Origin of the sequence: Paenibacillus wynnii (genome assembly GCF_030812855.1) — a bacterium.
GTDB lineage: Bacteria > Bacillota > Bacilli > Paenibacillales > Paenibacillaceae > Paenibacillus_AQ > Paenibacillus_AQ wynnii_A.
In genome coordinates, this window is the sequence record NZ_JAUSTK010000008.1 from 159,346 (window position 1) to 176,172 (window position 16,827).

Consider the following 16,827-nt stretch of genomic DNA (forward strand, 5'->3'; position numbering starts at 1 on the left):
TAGGTTATTAGGCTGGTAAATCTTAGTGAGTTACGGGATAAATCATCTCAAGAAATGTTGATAACTCTAAGGTCTGACCCGGCTCTAATACAAGCAAACCTGTGAAGCCTGGATCGTCGGAAACGTTCGGAGCATCAGGTAGCCAAGTATAAGGCTCTACACACAGGAACTGATCTGCAGATCCTTTTGTGTATACTACCCAGTGCCGGAACAGATTCTCATCAGCCGTATACCGAAGCCCATAACCGTCATCACGAAGCAGCAAAGCTTCAACAGGTCTTTTGGCCCCAATACGCATTGCGGTATCAAAATCAGTCCCTCGCAGATTCATTCCTTCGTTCAGTTTATCTAAAGACCCTAGTGCAGTCACATTGCCACTCGGAAGTAGTTCATCATTTAACTCGTATATACTTTCTACAGGAAGCTTAAGATTCCAACGCTCGGGTTGACCGTCAATCATGAACCAGGTGTGATAACCCATTCCGAAAGGTATACGGTGACCTCCCAGATGTGTAACCTTTAGACTCTGTTTCAGCTTGTCATCCTGAAGCCGGAATGTCATTTCAAACTTAAGTGGAACCGGAAATTGTCTCATCCACTGAGGATCATCCTCTGTGCGAAACTCTGTAGTCACCGCGCAGCCTTCTTCGTCTTCCTCAATGTCGCTAACACACCAGGATTGTGTTCTATGAAGACCATGAATATGGTTATCACCGGCAGTATTCTGATCAAATTGATAATTAATACCTTCGAATTGAAAATGTCCCTTTCGTATGCGTCCTGGAGGAACCAAGAGAGGAATGCCGAAATGGTAAGGTTTTTGCATAAAAAAGGCTTGATCACTTTCATCAGGGCCTCGAAGAATATGCCTTTTCTCTTTGCGATCCCACAGGGAGATTACACTATTTCCAAGCCGCGGCAAAAGCGTGAGTTCGAGTTCGCGGCTGTGCAAAATATAAGTATCATAACCGCCCCAATGCCCTTTGGTCACCTGTTTCATGAGATTTGCTCCTTTATCGTAACTGTTATCGTAACTGTAATCGGAATTGAACATGGTAACCTTATCATAACAGATTTATGTTCCAGCAGTTAAGGAATTGACAAAGTTCCTTTTTAAGTTCTATGATGTATGCAACAATAAATCATGGTAATGTGATGACGGGGATAAGTAGGCAGGAGAGTGTCCTTCAGAAAGCCGGTGGTTGATGCGAACCGGTGGAAACCTCTTGATGAATGGACCCCTGAGTGCCGCGCTTGAACGGGATTTAAAGACCCTAGTAGACCGGCCGTCTCTTCCCCGTTAGAGGAAGCTATAAGGCTGTTCCCTTGTATAATATGGGATTTCAGCGAATAAGGGTGGCACCACGGCTCACGTCCCTTGCGGATGTGGCCTTTTTTGCGTTCACGGAAATCAAAATAACATTAGAAGATGGAGGCGTATATCTTGGCTAAAAAGGTATTATCGGGAATTCAACCCAGCGGATCGCTTACGATCGGGAATTACATTGGAGCAATCAAGAACTATGTAAAATTGCAGCATGAGAATGATTGTTATTTCATGGTGGTTGATCTGCACGCGATTACGGTTCCACAGGAGCCTGCAGCGCTTCGTGAGCAATCCGAGTCCGTAGCGGCACTTTATATTGCTGCAGGTATTGATCCAGCCAAAGCGAACGTATTCATGCAGTCCCATGTACCGCAGCATGCAGAACTGGGATGGTTGATGACAACACTCACTAACATGGGTGAATTGGAGCGGATGACTCAGTTTAAGGATAAATCTACAGGTAAAGAATCCGTTGGGGCAGGCTTATTCGTTTACCCATCGCTAATGGCTGCTGATATTCTTTTATATAATGCAGATCTTGTTCCAGTAGGTGAAGATCAGAAGCAGCATTTGGAGTTAACCCGTGATTTGGCAGGACGCTTTAATCACCGCTTTGGAGAATTTTTCACTATTCCCGAGCCGTTTATTCCTGAGGTAGGCGCCCGTATTATGTCACTGGAAGACGGTACCAAGAAAATGAGCAAGAGTAGCCCGAATGCTGGAAGCTACATCGCTTTGCTGGATCCACCGAGTGTTATCAGTAAAAAAATCAGCCGCGCTACCACAGACTCCGGCAGCGAAATAAAATATGATACGGAAAATAAACCGGAGATCAGTAATTTAATGTCTATCTACGCTGAATTTGCAGGGATGACACTGCAGCAGGTAGCTGATCAGTATGAAGGGCAAAGGTATGGCGGATTTAAAAAAGATCTAGCTGGAGTAGTGGTTGCTACCCTAGAACCTCTGCAGCAAAAATATCATGAAATCCGCAGTTCAGGTATGATTACAGATATCCTAGCCGAAGGTGCGGAAAAAGCTCGATACCTCGCGGCTGAGACTTTAGCAGGTGTAAAAGAACGGATGGGTTTCCTTCCCTTCCGCTAAACGTAAAATGATTGATCCTTAACCTCGTCTTCGGCGTGCTTTAATAATAAAGCCCCAGCCGATATTAAGTACACAGGCAACCCCAAGCAAAAGTGCTATCCACACGTTATAACTAATAGCAATAGAGGCAGCGGTTAGGATAAGGATAGAAGAACACGCAAACCAAAGAGAAAGTCCTTTGCCCATAAATACTATATTCCCTTCTTTAACAGTTGGAGCTCTTCCATACGTCAGCTCAACTGAATTATTTATTAGGTCTAGAGCTTTAGCAAAAGTTCCATAAAGAAACCCGCAGAGTTAAACTCTGACGGGTTTCTTTAACGCTTTATGGTGATTGTGCCTCAACTAAGTTAAGGAGTCAAGAGGGGAATTAAGAAATGCTATTGTACAATCTCATGACCCTGATTCAACTGCAAACCTTTCATCGAGCTTGTCACTGCTAAGCCAGCCTACATAAGTATTTAAGGGGTGATATTGCTTATCCATGACTAGAACGGCAACGAACGGGAATTGCTTGCGATGCAAATAACGAACGTCACCCCAGCGTACAATATAACCGGAGGAGAGTTCCTCTACTTCTGCTACGGCATAGGAGGTAAAGTATAAAAAAGCTTGTATATCGGGATGAGCCTTTGAATGTTCAACCGCCGGGTGTGTAGAACTGATCGCATGCTTGAGCCATTTGAGATGGCCGTTGATTAATTGTCCTACATCATAACTGCCATCTATTTTCACTTTGACGACGTTCCAACGTCTAGGTGAAATTGTCGGGATAACAATGTAGCGGTCAGTGGAATCATGCCGTACATCCTTATTCTTTATATTGTTCGTGACTCGGTAATGAACAGTCGTTCTCCATATATAATAAATGGTGATACAAACATACAGCGTAATAAATAACGGAGCGGGTGGAACGATATCACTTATCCAGAGCACGATGGCTGCCGAATGACTGCCAAAGATAAAGGGGTCGAAGATGTGAATAATATTCCAGGCAATCCATTTCTCTGTAAAGGGCCGTGCAGCCTGAGTGCCATAGGCATTAAAAAGATCTGAGAACACATGTATGGCCACAGCGATGAAGCTCCAAAGGGCAAGATGACCTATAGCTTGGAGGCTAGTTGTCCCAAAGATAGGTGAAATCACCAGCGTTAATAAAGCGGGCCAAATCAACAAAAAGGGTAAGGAATGTGTGATTCCCCGGTGATTACGGATGTACAAGGCATTATCTTTCAAACGTAATGCGGTATCCGCATCGGGTGCTTGCGAACCAAGCACGGTAGCAAGCATGACTGCCCCGGCGAGTGCAGGGTTTGAGCTAACCACAGGATCAACGAAAGAAAGCCCGGCTAAGCCAAGGCCCATAACTACATGTGTAGCGGTATCCATAGGACAGTTCTCCTTTGTACAGATGGTTTCTACTCATTAACTACCCATTTTAGAGCCATGTTATTTAGCTTTTGAAATAAATGTTGTCACGGAATTGTCGAATTAATGAACATCATGGTCAATGATTGTCAAAGTCTTTAGGGGTTTGTTATGATAAAGTTAACAGCAAGAGGCTTTTTCATTCGCGGAACCGTTAGAAGATGTTTTAAAGGAGGAACACAAGCGTGGACAATCAATGGAGATATCAAGCTTCTTCCGATTCCGCAGCAATGTCTGCCAAGTCACCCCAAGAGGGTTCAACCTGGCGTGATTTTATTACTGTGACTAAACCCGGAATTATTCGGTCGAATCTGATCGCGGCCTTTGCGGGATACTGGCTTGCATCTGCATGGGACGTTCAGTACGGAAGACTCATACTGACTTTACTCGGCACTATGCTCGTTATGGCATCTGCCTGCGTATTTAACAACTATTTTGATCGGGATCTGGATATGAAGATGGAGCGGACTCGGGAAAGAGGATTGCCCACCGGGCGATTGAAGCCGATGACCGTACTGATCTATGCGATCGGACTTGGAATATCTGGACTTCTGGTATTGCTTGCTTTTTCCGGTATTTTAGCCGGATTGTTCGGTATTCTAGGGATGTTTGTTTATGTGGTGGTTTATACACTTTGGTTAAAGAGAACTTCTACATGGAGTACATCCGTAGGTGCAATTTCCGGTGCAATGCCGCCTGTAATCGGTTACGTAGCCGTAACCGGGGAAGTGGACTTGGGTGCATGGCTGCTTTTCGCCATCCTGTTTCTATGGCAGCCGCCTCACTTTTGGGCGTTGGGCATTCGCCGCAAAGAGGAATATCGTGCTGCAGGATTTCCGCTGTTACCGGTAGTGAAAGGGACATTCCGCACTAAGATCCAAATGATTCCATATGTAGCATTACTTATACCCGTTTCTATATTGATGTATGTTTACGATTATGCGGGTATTTTTTACCTAATTATTTCCACCGGATTGTCCATAGTTTGGCTATACCTGACCTTAAAGGGTTTTAAAGCCAAGGATGATGATGCATGGGCAAAGATGTGCTTCTTCTTCTCCATTAATTATTTGATGGTAAGTCTGATTGTACTTGTTCTGAATACGACTCATGGGTAAGGGAGAGATGCACTTGCTTCTCATTAAAAAGTATAAGTGGACATGGCTTCTGCTTCTTCTAGCACTGGCTATGGCCGGTTATCTGGCTGCTAACTCTCTGGCTTTCGGTAAAGAGAAGCTTCCGATGATCGGGCAAGTGCAAGACTTCTCGCTGCAAAATGTTGATGATCAAACGGTGACGCTTGCCGACACCGAGGGGAAAGCTCGCTTGGTATACTTCTTTTTTACACAGTGCCCCGATGTATGTCCTATTACAACCTTTACACTTTCTCAAACACAAGACCTGCTTATGAAAAGTGGGCAGTTCGGTAAGGACGTAGCTTTTATCTCCATATCCTTCGACCCTGAGAATGACACACCGGAGGCGATCAAGACATTCGCTGACCGATTTCATGCTAATTACGATGGCTGGTATTTCTTGCGCGGAGAACAGGAGCAAATCCGTAAGCTGGCCGCAGACTCCTTCAAGATCTTAATTGCTGGAAATACTAAGGATAACTTTGCTCACGCTAACCTTATCGGATTAGTAGACCGTAAGAACAACTTGCGTGCGCTGTACGATGCAGGGGATACCGAGAATATTACTCCGGAGTACCTTGCCGATGCTGTCACACAATTGGCCAAAGAAAAGTAACCATACAAAAATGCCTTTTTCGATTGTTCCTCCAAATGTGGGAATAGATCGGAAAGGCATTTTTTGTTTTCATATTCAAAATGAAGGAAGCGGTTCAGGATACACAATGTATTCCTCTAACCCTGCCTTTTCTAACTGGGTAATGTTGTATTCATCAGGGGTATGCTCAACGCCTGCGTACCCTTTTCGTGTGTAAATATGTCCTGCATCTGGGAAAACATCACGCAGAATACCGCGGATTTTTTTGCCTGAGCTATCATTGTCCATATACAGGTATACTTCTTCGTCTCCAACTTTGTTGCGCAGTGTCTCCAGTTTAAGCGTGTTCAGGGATCCAAAGGTACAAAGAATTTCGACATCCTCCATTAGCAGACGTCTTAACCGGCTGCGGTCATTCTTGCCTTCTACGATAATATAAATGGGCATGCTCTCTGCCTCCCCCGGTTGTGTGGTATATAACAGGCTTGTCTTTATTTTACCTAAGGTTCGATAAATTTAACAACCGGAGGTTCTTCTTTTTACAACATTCCCCGGGAAATGTCGTAAAAAGAAAAGGGGCAGTTCTAAGTCTATGAAATGGCTGTTTGGAAGCGCTTTTTGAGTAGGATCAGTGTGGGCGCTGCGCGAACAGACCATTGTTTCATCGCTGCGCTCTCCAGATTTTTTAATTCCCCTTAGCGGTGAAAATCCGGAGACAGCTTATGCTTTCGAAGCTAGTTTTCCTTTGGAAAACTTTCGGGTGACCATTGTCGCTTTTCCACAAATTTTCCATCCAATAAAAAGCCTCTGGCAAACGAGTTGAAATCAAGCCGAATTGTTGTATAAAGTGCAGGATTCCAGCCACATTCGAGGGGTTACGAGCCGAAATGTTGTACAAAGTGCAGGATTCCAGCCACCTTCGAGGGGTTACGAGCCGAATTGTTGTACAAAGTGCAGGATTCCAGCCACATTCGAGGGGTTACGAGCCGAAATGTTGTACAAAGTGCAGGATTCCAGCCACCTTCGGGGGGTTACGAGCCGAAATGTTGTACAAAGTGCAGGATTCCAGCCACATTCGAGGGGTTACGAGCCGAAATGTTGTACAAAGTGCAGGATTCCAGCCACATTCGAGGGGTTACGAGCTGAATTGTTGTATAAAGTGCAGGATTCCAGCCACCTTCGGGGTCTCGCGAGCTGAATTGTTGTATAAAGTGCAGGATTCCAGCCACTTTCGGGGCCTCGCGAGCCGAATTGTTGTATAAAGTGCAGGATTCCAGCCACTTTCGGGGCTCACGAGCTGAATTGTTGTATAAAGTGCAGGATTCCAGCCAATTCCGGGGCTCACGAGCTGAATTGTTGTATAAAGTGCAGGATTCCAGCCAATTCCGGGGCTCACGAGCTGAATTGTTGTATAAAGTGCAGGATTCATAGCCACTTTCGGGGGCTCGCGAGCTGAATTGTTGTATAAAGTGCAGGATTCCACCCACTTTCGGGGCCTCGCGAGCTGAATTGCTGTATAAAGTGCAGGATTCCACCCACTTTCGGGGGCTCACGAGCTGAATTGTTGTATAAAGTGCAGGATTTCAGCCAATTCCGGGGGCTCACGAGCTGAATTGCTGTATAAAGTGCAGGATTCCACCCACTTGCCTCGCGAGCTGAATTGTTGTATAAAGTGCAGGATTCCAGCCAATTCCGGGGGCTCGCGAGCTGAATTGCTGTATAAAGTGCAGGATTCCACCCACTTTCGGGGGCTCACGAGCTGAATTGTTGTATAAAGTGCAGGATTCCAGCCACTTTCGGGGCCTCACGAGCTGAATTGTTGTAACCTGTTTTAATCCTAAAACCCAGTAAGCAAACGAGGCTCACCAAAGTCAGCGTACACATGCTGTTTGCCGCCAACGAAGCCGTAGAGCACCAAGAAGAGCGAGAATATCAATGCAGAGACCTCGAACAACTGACACAAAATCTTGAATCTCAGCTGCTGGACAAGCCTCAAGACCAGCCTCAAGACCAGCCTCAAAAAAAAGCCATTCGGAAGATTGAGATCAGCTGGTTTTCGCTTGCTCATAATTTCCTGAAGCAAGCCGCAGTGGATTAAAAACGCTAAGCAGCGATTCTCCACTAAAGGGAGAATCGCTGCTTAGCTGACTTTTTAGCGTTTTGAGAATATAGAGGGTCTGTCTCCGCTTGTAGAATATCTACTTAGGGGACAGCCTCAAATGGTCTGAATCAGGGGAAGCAGTTTTTAGAATACGCCGGCGCGAAGGATAATTACCAGCAGGATGTAGAGTACCAGAATAGCAGTTGTAGAAGTCATTAAAACTGCGGGATAAGGAGTTGGAGTAGGTACGGGCTTATGGCAACAAGGATCACTCATTAGACTCACCACGCTTTCAGAGTTGAGGTTGTTACTACAAGGTATAGTATGTAAAAACCCACGTAACTCTTGTGTTTCAGCCTAGTGTATTTTGTGGTGGAAGAAATAGGCTAAAAAGGGCTAAGCTGCCCGTCCCTTCCATTTCTGAATGCGGGATGATCTCTGCGCGCTGCCGGGAGGGAGAAGGATCAAGGCTGTCATCAGCAGTAGAAAGGCAATGAAATAAGGTGAGATTTCATTTCGTAAGGCTCCTGCTGTTACCGGTCCGGCAAAAGCACCTAAAGACATGGCAATCGACTGCAGGGAGAAGGCTCTGCCGAGCCGCCCTGGACCGCCCAGACTGATGAACAATGAGGCCATAGCGGGAAACAGAACGCCTTTGGCTGCACCCAAGAGAAATAGAATAACGCCAACGGGGATCGTCCGAAAAGCTGCAAGGGAGAAAAAGCAGAAGGCCATAGCAAGCAGGGCCGCTGCAATTCTAATGGCAGGAGCCAGACGGTTTAGAAAAAACATACTAAGTGTCAACAAAGCGCCCAGGCTAAGCAGTGACAGCAGAATCCCTGTGGAGAGAATACCCGCGCTGCCGCCACCGCTTTGGGAAAGCGGCAACTCAAAGAATAATACGCCTTGGGAGCAGGATACAAAAAAGGGTAATAGAAAATAACGTCTGGAGAAAAGTGTCACTATACCCGGAACAGGCTTCTTCGCTGACTGTTCTTCCGGAATAGCCCCCTGCTCTAAGGGAATAAAGGCTGGGGGTATTAACTCAAGATGAGAAGGCTTTGGTACGCTAAAAAAGGCCATGATTCCTGTTGCAATCAGCAGCCAGCCAAGAGTGCTAAAGGTTCCGGCGAACCCCGCCTTGGCTACTATAACAGCACCTGCCGCTGGGGAGACGACAGAAGCTAAGGTGTGGACTATGCCGTGGCCGGACATATATTTACCTTGTACTGCGGTATCCGTTGACAGCGAGGCCAGAAGGGTCATACAAGCAGGAGAAAGAAAGGCGAGTGCAAAACCACTTGCAGCACGCAGCAAGAGCAGATGCCAAGGAAGCTGGGCATGCGCCTGCAGTAGAAGTATAAAGCCTGCGGTCACCAAGCTGAACACAATATAGCGCCGGCTCCCTTTTCGATCAATAAGTACACCGGCCAGCAGATTTCCGGGAAGATGTGTCAGTGAATACATACCCATCATCCAGCCTATAAAGGCAGGTCCAGCCCCAAGCGATAAGGCAAACGGCGTCAGGATAGGATATTGGGCATGCAAATCAAAGAACGCCAGGAAAAGAAATAAATAGAGCCAAAGCGCTGTTTTCATAGAATAGTACCTCCTCCTTAGCCTGCCTCTTGGCCTGAATAAACCGGGCGGACTTAATAAACATAAATGAGAGAATAAGGCTCTACTTGTACTTTACGTGGGACATAGTAGGCTTATACCGTTTTTTTATCCGCCGATTGAATGGTTTGCTGGTACTACTGTGGAACAATCCACCAGAGCCTGACTATTCGGGAACCATGAATTATGATGGGCATTCATGTATAATAATTAATAACCGTGTGATTCATGCGGCATAAGGATTGACCTTAAGTGGAAAACAGGTGACAGGAGTGTTGTAAAGTTGATGGATACGCAGGTGTGGTCACAGTTTATTAGAGAAAACTGGCTGGTTATCGTTATTGCGCTCGTATTATTGTTTGCAGTAGTGAATCTGGTGAAGACTGTATTGAAATGGGCAATTGTAATTATTATCGTGGTTGGTCTTTTCATCTATAGCGGCGTTACGATGGATCAGTTGGGAAATGCAGTGGATAAGGTTAAGGAAGGGACAGTAAGCACACTTAAGAGCGAAGCTCAGGAAGTTATGCTTAAGGAAGCAAAGGATGCCGTATATACAATGAATGACGACGGGACCTTTACCATTACTTCTCCGAATATAGAAGTTAAGGGAACGGCGGGCCAAGATAAGGTGGATGTTACCTTCAGAGGCGTAAGTCTTGGTAAATGGAGTGTTACCGACACCATGAAGACCTTTATTGAGGAAGCAAGCAAACAGCAGGGAGCTGCAGGTAAATAATGAGTAGTAGACAAAAGAACGGCAGCGCAGCATCAGGAGGGATATCATGCTGAACGGGTGGTTAGAACGTCTGAGTGAGGCAAATGTCATTTCAGTCGCCCTTTTGCTAATTGTTGCCTTTTCTGTAGTGCAGGGTTTGAGCAGGGGCTTCTTTATTTCGATCGGCAAATTACTTGGACTGCTGGGTTCAGGTCTAATTACGATTGTTTCTTTATTTCTAGCCGTTCTGGGAACTCTTTATCTCTCGCCTCGTATTCAACAGTGGGCGGCGGAAATTAAGCTTCCAGATATAGAATTGAATGCTTGGCAGCAGATCTACTATACAGGAACCTCTGTGCTGTCAGAATCTACATGGGTTCGTTTTATAGTGATCCTAATGGTTAGTTATAGCATCATCCGCTTGATCTTGGGATTTCTGTCTCCTCTATTGCCTTTGCAGAGACGACGTCCGCTGAGAATGGGAGATCGAAAGGTGACCTCCTTAAGCCGTTTGGGCGGAGGCTTGATCGGTGCTCTAATTGGAGTCTCACGCTGCCTGGTTATTATAATTGTCCTGTTCGTTGCAGTGGGTCTGAATCCTGACAGTGGGTTCAGTCGCTACGTCGAGTCTTCCCCTGTATACAGGGGAAGTGCGGCGGCCGTAATCGAACCGATTGCGGGTAAGACGGTTCAAGCGAAACTCCCCATCCTGACCCAGATAGTTGCAGCAGAGATGGATGACATTCTTCGTCGTAAATATGAAGTGATTGACCGTGAAATTCCGTCTGATATTAAGGGTGCTGCTGTTAAAATTGTCGGAAAGAGCAACAGTGAGGAAGAAAAGGCGCGGCTGTTATATGATTGGGTAGGAACTCGAATCTCTTATGATTACGCGAAAGCGGAAAATTACGAGCAAAATCGCATTTGGCATGAGCAAAGTCCGCAAGATACCTTCGATACCCGGCTTGGTGTGTGCATTGATTACGCCCGTCTCTATGCGGTAATGGCCCGCTCACAAAACCTGCAGGTACGGGTAGTGACCGGTCAAGGTTATGACGGAGTCGGAGGATATGGCCCTCATGCGTGGAACGAAGTATATATAGATGAACGGAAGACATGGATTCCACTGGATTCCACTTGGGCGCAAAGCGGTGATTGGTTTAATCCTACAGATTTCAGTGATACTCATCTCAGGGAGAGTGTGCTTTGACCTAAGCATGCTGGAGCCGTCCGTGTTACAATAGGTCAGGCTTCAAACCATATTATTTATAAAGGAGAGAAAGATGTGAGCCTCTTCGGTAAACAGGGCTCGCCCTCGGACGAGTCCAACAGTAAAAGCTCCATGGGACTGCGGATTAATATCTTCTTCTTTAGCACGTTTATTATTTTCTGCGTCATTATTATTCGTTTAGCTGTGCTGCAATTTGTGGAAGGACCTACATTAAGTGAGGTCGAGACGAATCGAGAAGTCAAGAATGTACCTTTAGCTGCAATGCGTGGAGTTATCTTTGCGGACGGGGGCGAAAAGCTCGCTTATTCTACGCCAGTTCAGTCATTATATATAACTCTAACTAAGGAATATACCGCTAAAGAGGTAAATAAAGAAACAGGGAAGTCCGTGCTTAAACCGGAAGCCCAGGCTAAGTCTGATGCATTGGCCAATAATCTGACAGCTGCTTTCAACAAATACGGTTCTTCTGAAGCTAAGATGACAAAAGAAGAGGTCATTGAGTCGATGGATTTGTATTTCAAGAAATTCCAGGGTTATACCCCCCGTCGGATTAAGGTTGATTTGTCGCAGAAGGAAGTAGCTTTTTTTATGGAACATAAGAACGACTATCCAGGTCTTGAAGTCGTAGAGGAGAGCGTCCGTCATTATGACAAGGATACTGTAGCCGTACAAACAGTTGGGTATATTAAGCTTTATAAATTCTCCAACAGTCTTGCAATATATCAGAATATTATAAATGCAACTAAGAATACCCCAGATCCGGGACTCACGTACAAAGATGACGAATTTGTTGGGTTCGACGGCCTTGAATTACAGTATCAGCGGGAACTTCGAGGGCAAAATGGGTATCAGGAAATATCTATTAATGCTCAAAATATGGCCGAAAAGATTGAGAAGGTTGTTCCTCCAACAAAAGGAAACGATATATGGACGTCGATTAACAAGAATGTTCAGTTGAAAACAGAGCAGGCTATAACCGACCAAATTAACTGGCTTCATAAAAATCCTGTATTAGGAAAGCTACATCCAGATGCACTAACGGGTTATGCTGTTGCCATGGAAGTAGATACCGGAAAAATAATCGCTATGGCTAGCATGCCTGATTATGATACCAATGTATTTACAACGGAAAGATTAGATCCGGAAGCCTGGTCTAAAATCATTAACAATTATCAAAATGGAACCATAAACTCTATTTCTTCAGGAAGATCTGGTAATAATTTGGATTCCACTGTGTTTCTAGGCTCGACCATTAAGCCTTTAAGTGTTCTAATCGGCCTGAATGAGGGTTTCTTCAGTACATCTACAGTGTATCAAGACAAAGGGATTGCTTATTTCGGTAAAGCAGGACATGAAACTAGTGTCAGAAATGCGTCAAGCCACGTCTATGGAAGCATGGATCCAGCAAGAGCGATTGAGAAGTCGTCCAACGTATTTATGGTTGATAAGGTGGGTAAAAGCCTCTATTTAAAATATCAGGATAAAGGGTTGGATGTCTGGGATAATTACATGAAACAATTTGGCCTAGGAGTATCGACAGAGAGTGGTCTTCCTGGTGAGCAGAAGGGTAAAGTTAACTATTACGACAAAGAATCCAACGGTAGTACTCAAGCGGCTCTTGTCTATGCTTCATTTGGTCAACAGGGTGGTTATACTGCGCTGCAGCTTGCACAATATGCCTCAACCTTGGCCAATGAGGGTGAACGGATTAAACCTCAGTTAGTAAGTAAGATTACAGACCCTATGGGGAATGTGGTTAAAAAGTTTTCACGTGAGGTATTAAACAAAGTGGATTTTGATCAAGCGTACTGGGATGAGATCAAGCGTGGTATGAACAGTGAGGTGAGTTCGTTTAATGACTTCCCTTATGATTTTGCCCGGAAGACGGGAACCTCTCAGCAAGTTGCAAAGGGTAAATTACGCGATAACGGGGTCTTTATTGCCTACGCTCCGCGCAACAATCCGAAGCTAGCAGTAGCGGTAATCATTCCTGAGGGTGGTTTCGGTTCAAGCAGCGCCGCGCCTGTAGCGCGTAAGATATTTGATGCCTACGATTGGGAATATGGACTCGATGGAGTTCCGAAGAAAAGCCTTCAAACTACAACTCCAACCGATGGGGATACTAAAAATAAAACAGCTACTCAATAGGAGAGCATACAAGAATGGAGGGGTGGCACATGATTGCCAAATACCGCCTGCTTGCTTTGGATATGGATGGAACCCTGCTTAATGATGAACAGTTAATTACACCCGAGACGGCAAAATGGATCCAAAAGGCAAAAAACGCAGGTGTATATGTTTGTTTGTCCACTGGACGTGCATTTCGCAGTGCACTTCCTTATGCGGAACAGTTAGGCTTGCTGACACCGATGGTAACTGTAAACGGGAGTGAAGTATGGAGAGCACCGAATCAATTGTACCGGCGTTCCCTCATGGACCCGCAGCTCGTAACGAAAATGCATGACATGGCGTTAGAATACGGCATCTGGTTCTGGGCGTATTCCTTGAATGAGGTACACAAGCAGGACAACTGGGACGGAGACGTGAAGAACCGCGAATGGCTTAAATTCGGTTACAGCACGGAGGATGACGATATTCGCCACAAGGTGTTAATGCGGCTTCAGGATATGGGGGGACTTGAGGTTACCAATTCCTCTCCCTACAATTTGGAGATTAACCCTTTAGGTGTGAATAAGGCGTCAGGTATTAAGTCCGTTTGCAAATTACTCGGAATCAATATGTCACAGGTTGTTGCAGTCGGGGATAGTCTTAATGATCTTGCAGTCATTCAAAAAGCGGGTCTTGGAGTAGCCATGGGTAATGCCCAAAAGACAGTTAAGCAGGAAGCGGATGTTGTGGTAGCTTCGAACAATGAGGATGGAATTGCAGAAGTGATACAAAAGTATATTTTATCGGATGCAAAAATATCCGGGGACAGTGTAACTGTTAGATAAAAAACAATAGGAGTGAGCGTATTTGACTATCCTGGGTTGGATTCTCATTATCGCTTTATTTGTTATCGGAATGGCCGGTGCCGTCTATCCCATATTGCCGGGGGCACTGGCGATTTATTTAGCCTTTTTCGTCTACGGTTGGTTCTTTTCCTTTGAGCCTTTTGGTGCAGGGTTCTGGATTGTTCAGACCTTAATCGTCATCGCTCTTTTTGTAGCTGACTATGTGGTCGGGGCTTGGGGCGTCAAGAAGTTTGGCGGCTCACGTTACTCGGTCATTGGCTCAACTCTGGGGATTATCGCCGGATCCTTTTTTTTCCCAATCGGGCTTGTTATCGGACCCTTTATAGGAGCATTTATCGGGGAGTTAATAGCCGGTGCAGCGCCAGGGAAGGCAGTTAAGGTAAGTTTAGGCTCATTGCTTGGCTTACTCAGTAGTACGGTCGTCAAAGTAGTCCTGCAAATCACGATGGTCATCCTCTTTTTTATCTGGATCGGCCGGTAATTTATTTTAGAAAATGAGGCGAAACCGTTTGTCCAAGAAAGAGTCTTTTGTCAAAGGCACGCTTATTCTGGCTGCTGCCGCTTTAGTAGCACGTGTTCTAGGGCTTGCCCAGCGTGTACCGTTGGAGCATTTGTTCGATAGTGTAGGTAATGCCTCCTTCGGTGTGGCAAATAATATTTATCTGATGTTGCTTGCAGTAGCGACTGCAGGTATACCGAGTACACTAAGTAAAATGGTTTCAGAGCGTTATGCCCTAAATAGGGAGGAAGAAGCACAGCAAGTATACAGGGCGGCTCTTCTGTTCGCCGGAGCTGCAGGTATAATCATTACTATACTGCTGTACATAGGAGCACCTTATTTTGCAACCAATGTTGCGAATTTGCCTGAAGCAGCCCTAGCCATTCGCGCGATAGCCCCAGCTCTTCTTTTATTCCCTGCTACCGCAATTATCCGAGGATATTTCCAGGGTAGAAATTATATGATGGCAAACGGAGTTTCACAAATCACAGAGCAAGTCGCACGAGTGGTGACGGCAATACTTCTTGCTTATTTGTTAATGAAGCATGGCTCTAACAATACTACAATGGCGGCTGGAGCTTCTTTCGGCAGTGTTATTGGCAGTATAGCTGCTTTTGCTATTATGCTGTATTATTCCTTGAAGTTACGGCGTGACGATAAAAAAGCGGCTTTAAATTATGCTCCGGCGCCTAAGTTACCTATGCTGGGGATTTATAAGGACATCTTTAAGTTATCTATTCCAATAGTACTTTCATCTCTGACGGTTCCCGCTGTAAATCTAATTGATAACTCCATTGCTATTCCGCTTCTTATTGATCAGGTGGGTCGGGATGCTGCTACAACAACGTTAGGATATTTAACGAGCCGGGCTCAAAGTGTGGCAGGTATTCCACCTATTCTTGCTATAGCTCTTAGTGCATCGCTTATCCCTATTATTTCGGCAGCCTTCGCTCGTCGTGATCATGATCATCTTAAGCGCCAAGTAACACTGGCGTTACGTATTTCTATTTTAACAGGAACGCCCATTGTCCTTTCGCTTGTGGTTGCCGCATATTCAATTAACGGTTTGCTATTCAAAAGCTTGGACGGAAGCGGAATTGTAGCCATGCTTACTCTCGGAACGATATTTCAGATTACAATGATGACCACCAACTCCATTCTCTTGGGGATGGGGAAGTCACGTATCTCCATGTATTATGTACTGGCGGGAATTATTGTGAAGCTTGTAGCCAGCTTTTTCCTAAGCAAGGTGTTCGGTATCTATGGAATTATCGGAGCCACTGCACTTTGCTTTATAGTCATTACCTTGCTTAACATACGAACGTTAAAGTCTGTGGTTAACTTTAGCATTATGGGCAAACGCTGGGGTGGATTTGCAATGGCTGTGATGGCATCTGGTGGCATTGGTTATATGCTCAATGAAGCAGGAATTATGTTGACTCAAGTGATGCCTGCCCGTCTTGCGTTTCTATTAACTTGCCTTGTTGTGGGGGCTACGGTCGTTATAATCTATCTTGTACTCCTTATCGTATTGAGTGTGATTAGCAGGGAAGAGGTTGTTAGCTATCCTAAAGCCCTGCAAAAACTGTTAAAGCCATTAATGAAACTGCAGCCTGAACGAGCTCGAATGAATGATTGATATGATTTATGTCTCATTGTTTTACTTTTATGTTTGACTTCTGGATCACAATTTGCTTCACTTAAGGGAAGACTAGAATGTCTTTAGAAAGGACTGGTAGCCATGGATAAAATAAATTCTCCCGGTGAATTTCAAGTATCTATTCAATCGCCGAGATTAACGGTGGCTGTCTTCAAAGCTGACTGGTGCTCTGATTGTAAATTTATAGATCCATTTGTGCCGGAACTTGAGCAGAACTACAAGGGCCGCCTTACGTTGGTTGAAGTTGATGTGGATTCGGTGGGTGATGTTAGTCAGGAACAGAATATATTAGGCATTCCCAGCTTTGTTGCTTACAGTGATGGAAGAGAATTAGTCCGATTTGTTAGTAAGCTTCGGAAGTCGCGTGAGGAAATTGAGAATTTCCTGGATAGAGCTCTTGAGGTTTATCAAAGTATTCACAAGTAAATTCTAT

15 protein-coding genes are annotated in these 16,827 nt (G+C 45.1%); 11 read left to right on the plus strand and 4 right to left on the minus strand.

The features are described from left to right. Positions 1 to 22 precede the first annotated feature (22 nt). Positions 23 to 1,000 carry an aldose 1-epimerase gene (locus tag J2T20_RS10835; protein WP_307588181.1) on the minus strand — a complete coding sequence of 326 codons (978 nt, stop codon included), beginning with the start codon at positions 998 to 1,000 and terminating at the stop codon, positions 23 to 25. 429 nt (positions 1,001 to 1,429) lie between these two features. Here J2T20_RS10835 and trpS point away from each other — a divergent pair, with 429 nt between their 5' ends. After that, complete coding sequence (gene trpS / locus J2T20_RS10840; protein ID WP_307588183.1) at positions 1,430 to 2,434, plus strand: tryptophan--tRNA ligase; 1,005 nt, start codon at positions 1,430 to 1,432, stop codon at positions 2,432 to 2,434. Between the two features lie 393 nt (positions 2,435 to 2,827). Here trpS and J2T20_RS10845 read toward each other — a convergent pair whose 3' ends face one another. Continuing rightward, the gene (locus J2T20_RS10845) at positions 2,828 to 3,823 is read right to left on the minus strand and encodes a metal-dependent hydrolase (protein WP_307588185.1); all 996 of its coding nucleotides are present in this window, start codon (positions 3,821 to 3,823) and stop codon (positions 2,828 to 2,830) included. Between the two features lie 224 nt (positions 3,824 to 4,047). On the opposite strand from J2T20_RS10845, the gene cyoE reads away from it, so the two are divergent. Together cyoE and J2T20_RS10855 are read left to right on the plus strand one after the other, a co-directional pair. Continuing rightward, the gene (cyoE, locus tag J2T20_RS10850) at positions 4,048 to 4,980 is read left to right on the plus strand and encodes a heme o synthase (RefSeq protein WP_307588186.1); all 933 of its coding nucleotides are present in this window, start codon (positions 4,048 to 4,050) and stop codon (positions 4,978 to 4,980) included. A gap of 13 nt (positions 4,981 to 4,993) precedes the next feature. Continuing rightward, positions 4,994 to 5,614, plus strand: coding sequence for an SCO family protein (locus J2T20_RS10855; RefSeq protein ID WP_307588187.1), 621 nt, complete (start codon positions 4,994 to 4,996; stop codon positions 5,612 to 5,614). A 75-nt stretch (positions 5,615 to 5,689) separates the two neighbouring features. Here J2T20_RS10855 and J2T20_RS10860 read toward each other — a convergent pair whose 3' ends face one another. Next, entirely contained in the window at positions 5,690 to 6,040 is a 351-nt protein-coding gene (locus tag J2T20_RS10860; protein WP_307588189.1) for a toprim domain-containing protein, read from the minus strand. A 1,435-nt stretch (positions 6,041 to 7,475) separates the two neighbouring features. Between J2T20_RS10860 and J2T20_RS10865 the strand changes: the two genes are divergently transcribed. Next, complete coding sequence (locus J2T20_RS10865; RefSeq protein ID WP_307588191.1) at positions 7,476 to 7,691, plus strand: hypothetical protein; 216 nt, start codon at positions 7,476 to 7,478, stop codon at positions 7,689 to 7,691. 399 nt (positions 7,692 to 8,090) lie between these two features. On the opposite strand, the gene J2T20_RS10870 is transcribed toward J2T20_RS10865, so the two are convergent. Beyond that, positions 8,091 to 9,293: an MFS transporter gene (locus J2T20_RS10870; protein WP_307588193.1), complete on the minus strand. Its 1,203-nt coding sequence runs from the start codon at positions 9,291 to 9,293 to the stop codon at positions 8,091 to 8,093. Between the two features lie 304 nt (positions 9,294 to 9,597). Here J2T20_RS10870 and J2T20_RS10875 point away from each other — a divergent pair, with 304 nt between their 5' ends. The 7 genes from J2T20_RS10875 to J2T20_RS10905 all read left to right on the plus strand — a co-directional run bounded on the left by J2T20_RS10875 (position 9,598) and on the right by J2T20_RS10905 (position 16,820). Then, entirely contained in the window at positions 9,598 to 10,050 is a 453-nt protein-coding gene (locus tag J2T20_RS10875; protein WP_307588267.1) for a hypothetical protein, read from the plus strand. Between the two features lie 46 nt (positions 10,051 to 10,096). Then, the gene (locus J2T20_RS10880; RefSeq protein WP_307588195.1) at positions 10,097 to 11,239 is read left to right on the plus strand and encodes a transglutaminase domain-containing protein; all 1,143 of its coding nucleotides are present in this window, start codon (positions 10,097 to 10,099) and stop codon (positions 11,237 to 11,239) included. A gap of 132 nt (positions 11,240 to 11,371) precedes the next feature. Next, positions 11,372 to 13,408 (plus strand): peptidoglycan D,D-transpeptidase FtsI family protein, encoded by a 2,037-nt coding sequence (locus J2T20_RS10885; RefSeq protein WP_373457786.1) that lies wholly within the window; start codon positions 11,372 to 11,374, stop codon positions 13,406 to 13,408. A 29-nt stretch (positions 13,409 to 13,437) separates the two neighbouring features. Beyond that, on the plus strand, positions 13,438 to 14,214 hold the full coding sequence (locus J2T20_RS10890) for a Cof-type HAD-IIB family hydrolase (RefSeq protein ID WP_307588268.1): 777 nt from the start codon (positions 13,438 to 13,440) through the stop codon (positions 14,212 to 14,214). Between the two features lie 22 nt (positions 14,215 to 14,236). Further along, entirely contained in the window at positions 14,237 to 14,716 is a 480-nt protein-coding gene (locus J2T20_RS10895; protein WP_307588198.1) for a DUF456 domain-containing protein, read from the plus strand. A gap of 28 nt (positions 14,717 to 14,744) precedes the next feature. Continuing rightward, positions 14,745 to 16,373, plus strand: a complete 1,629-nt coding sequence (locus tag J2T20_RS10900; protein WP_307588200.1) for a putative polysaccharide biosynthesis protein — start codon at positions 14,745 to 14,747, stop codon at positions 16,371 to 16,373. A gap of 102 nt (positions 16,374 to 16,475) precedes the next feature. Beyond that, entirely contained in the window at positions 16,476 to 16,820 is a 345-nt protein-coding gene (locus tag J2T20_RS10905) for a thioredoxin family protein (protein WP_307588201.1), read from the plus strand. Positions 16,821 to 16,827 lie beyond the last annotated feature (7 nt).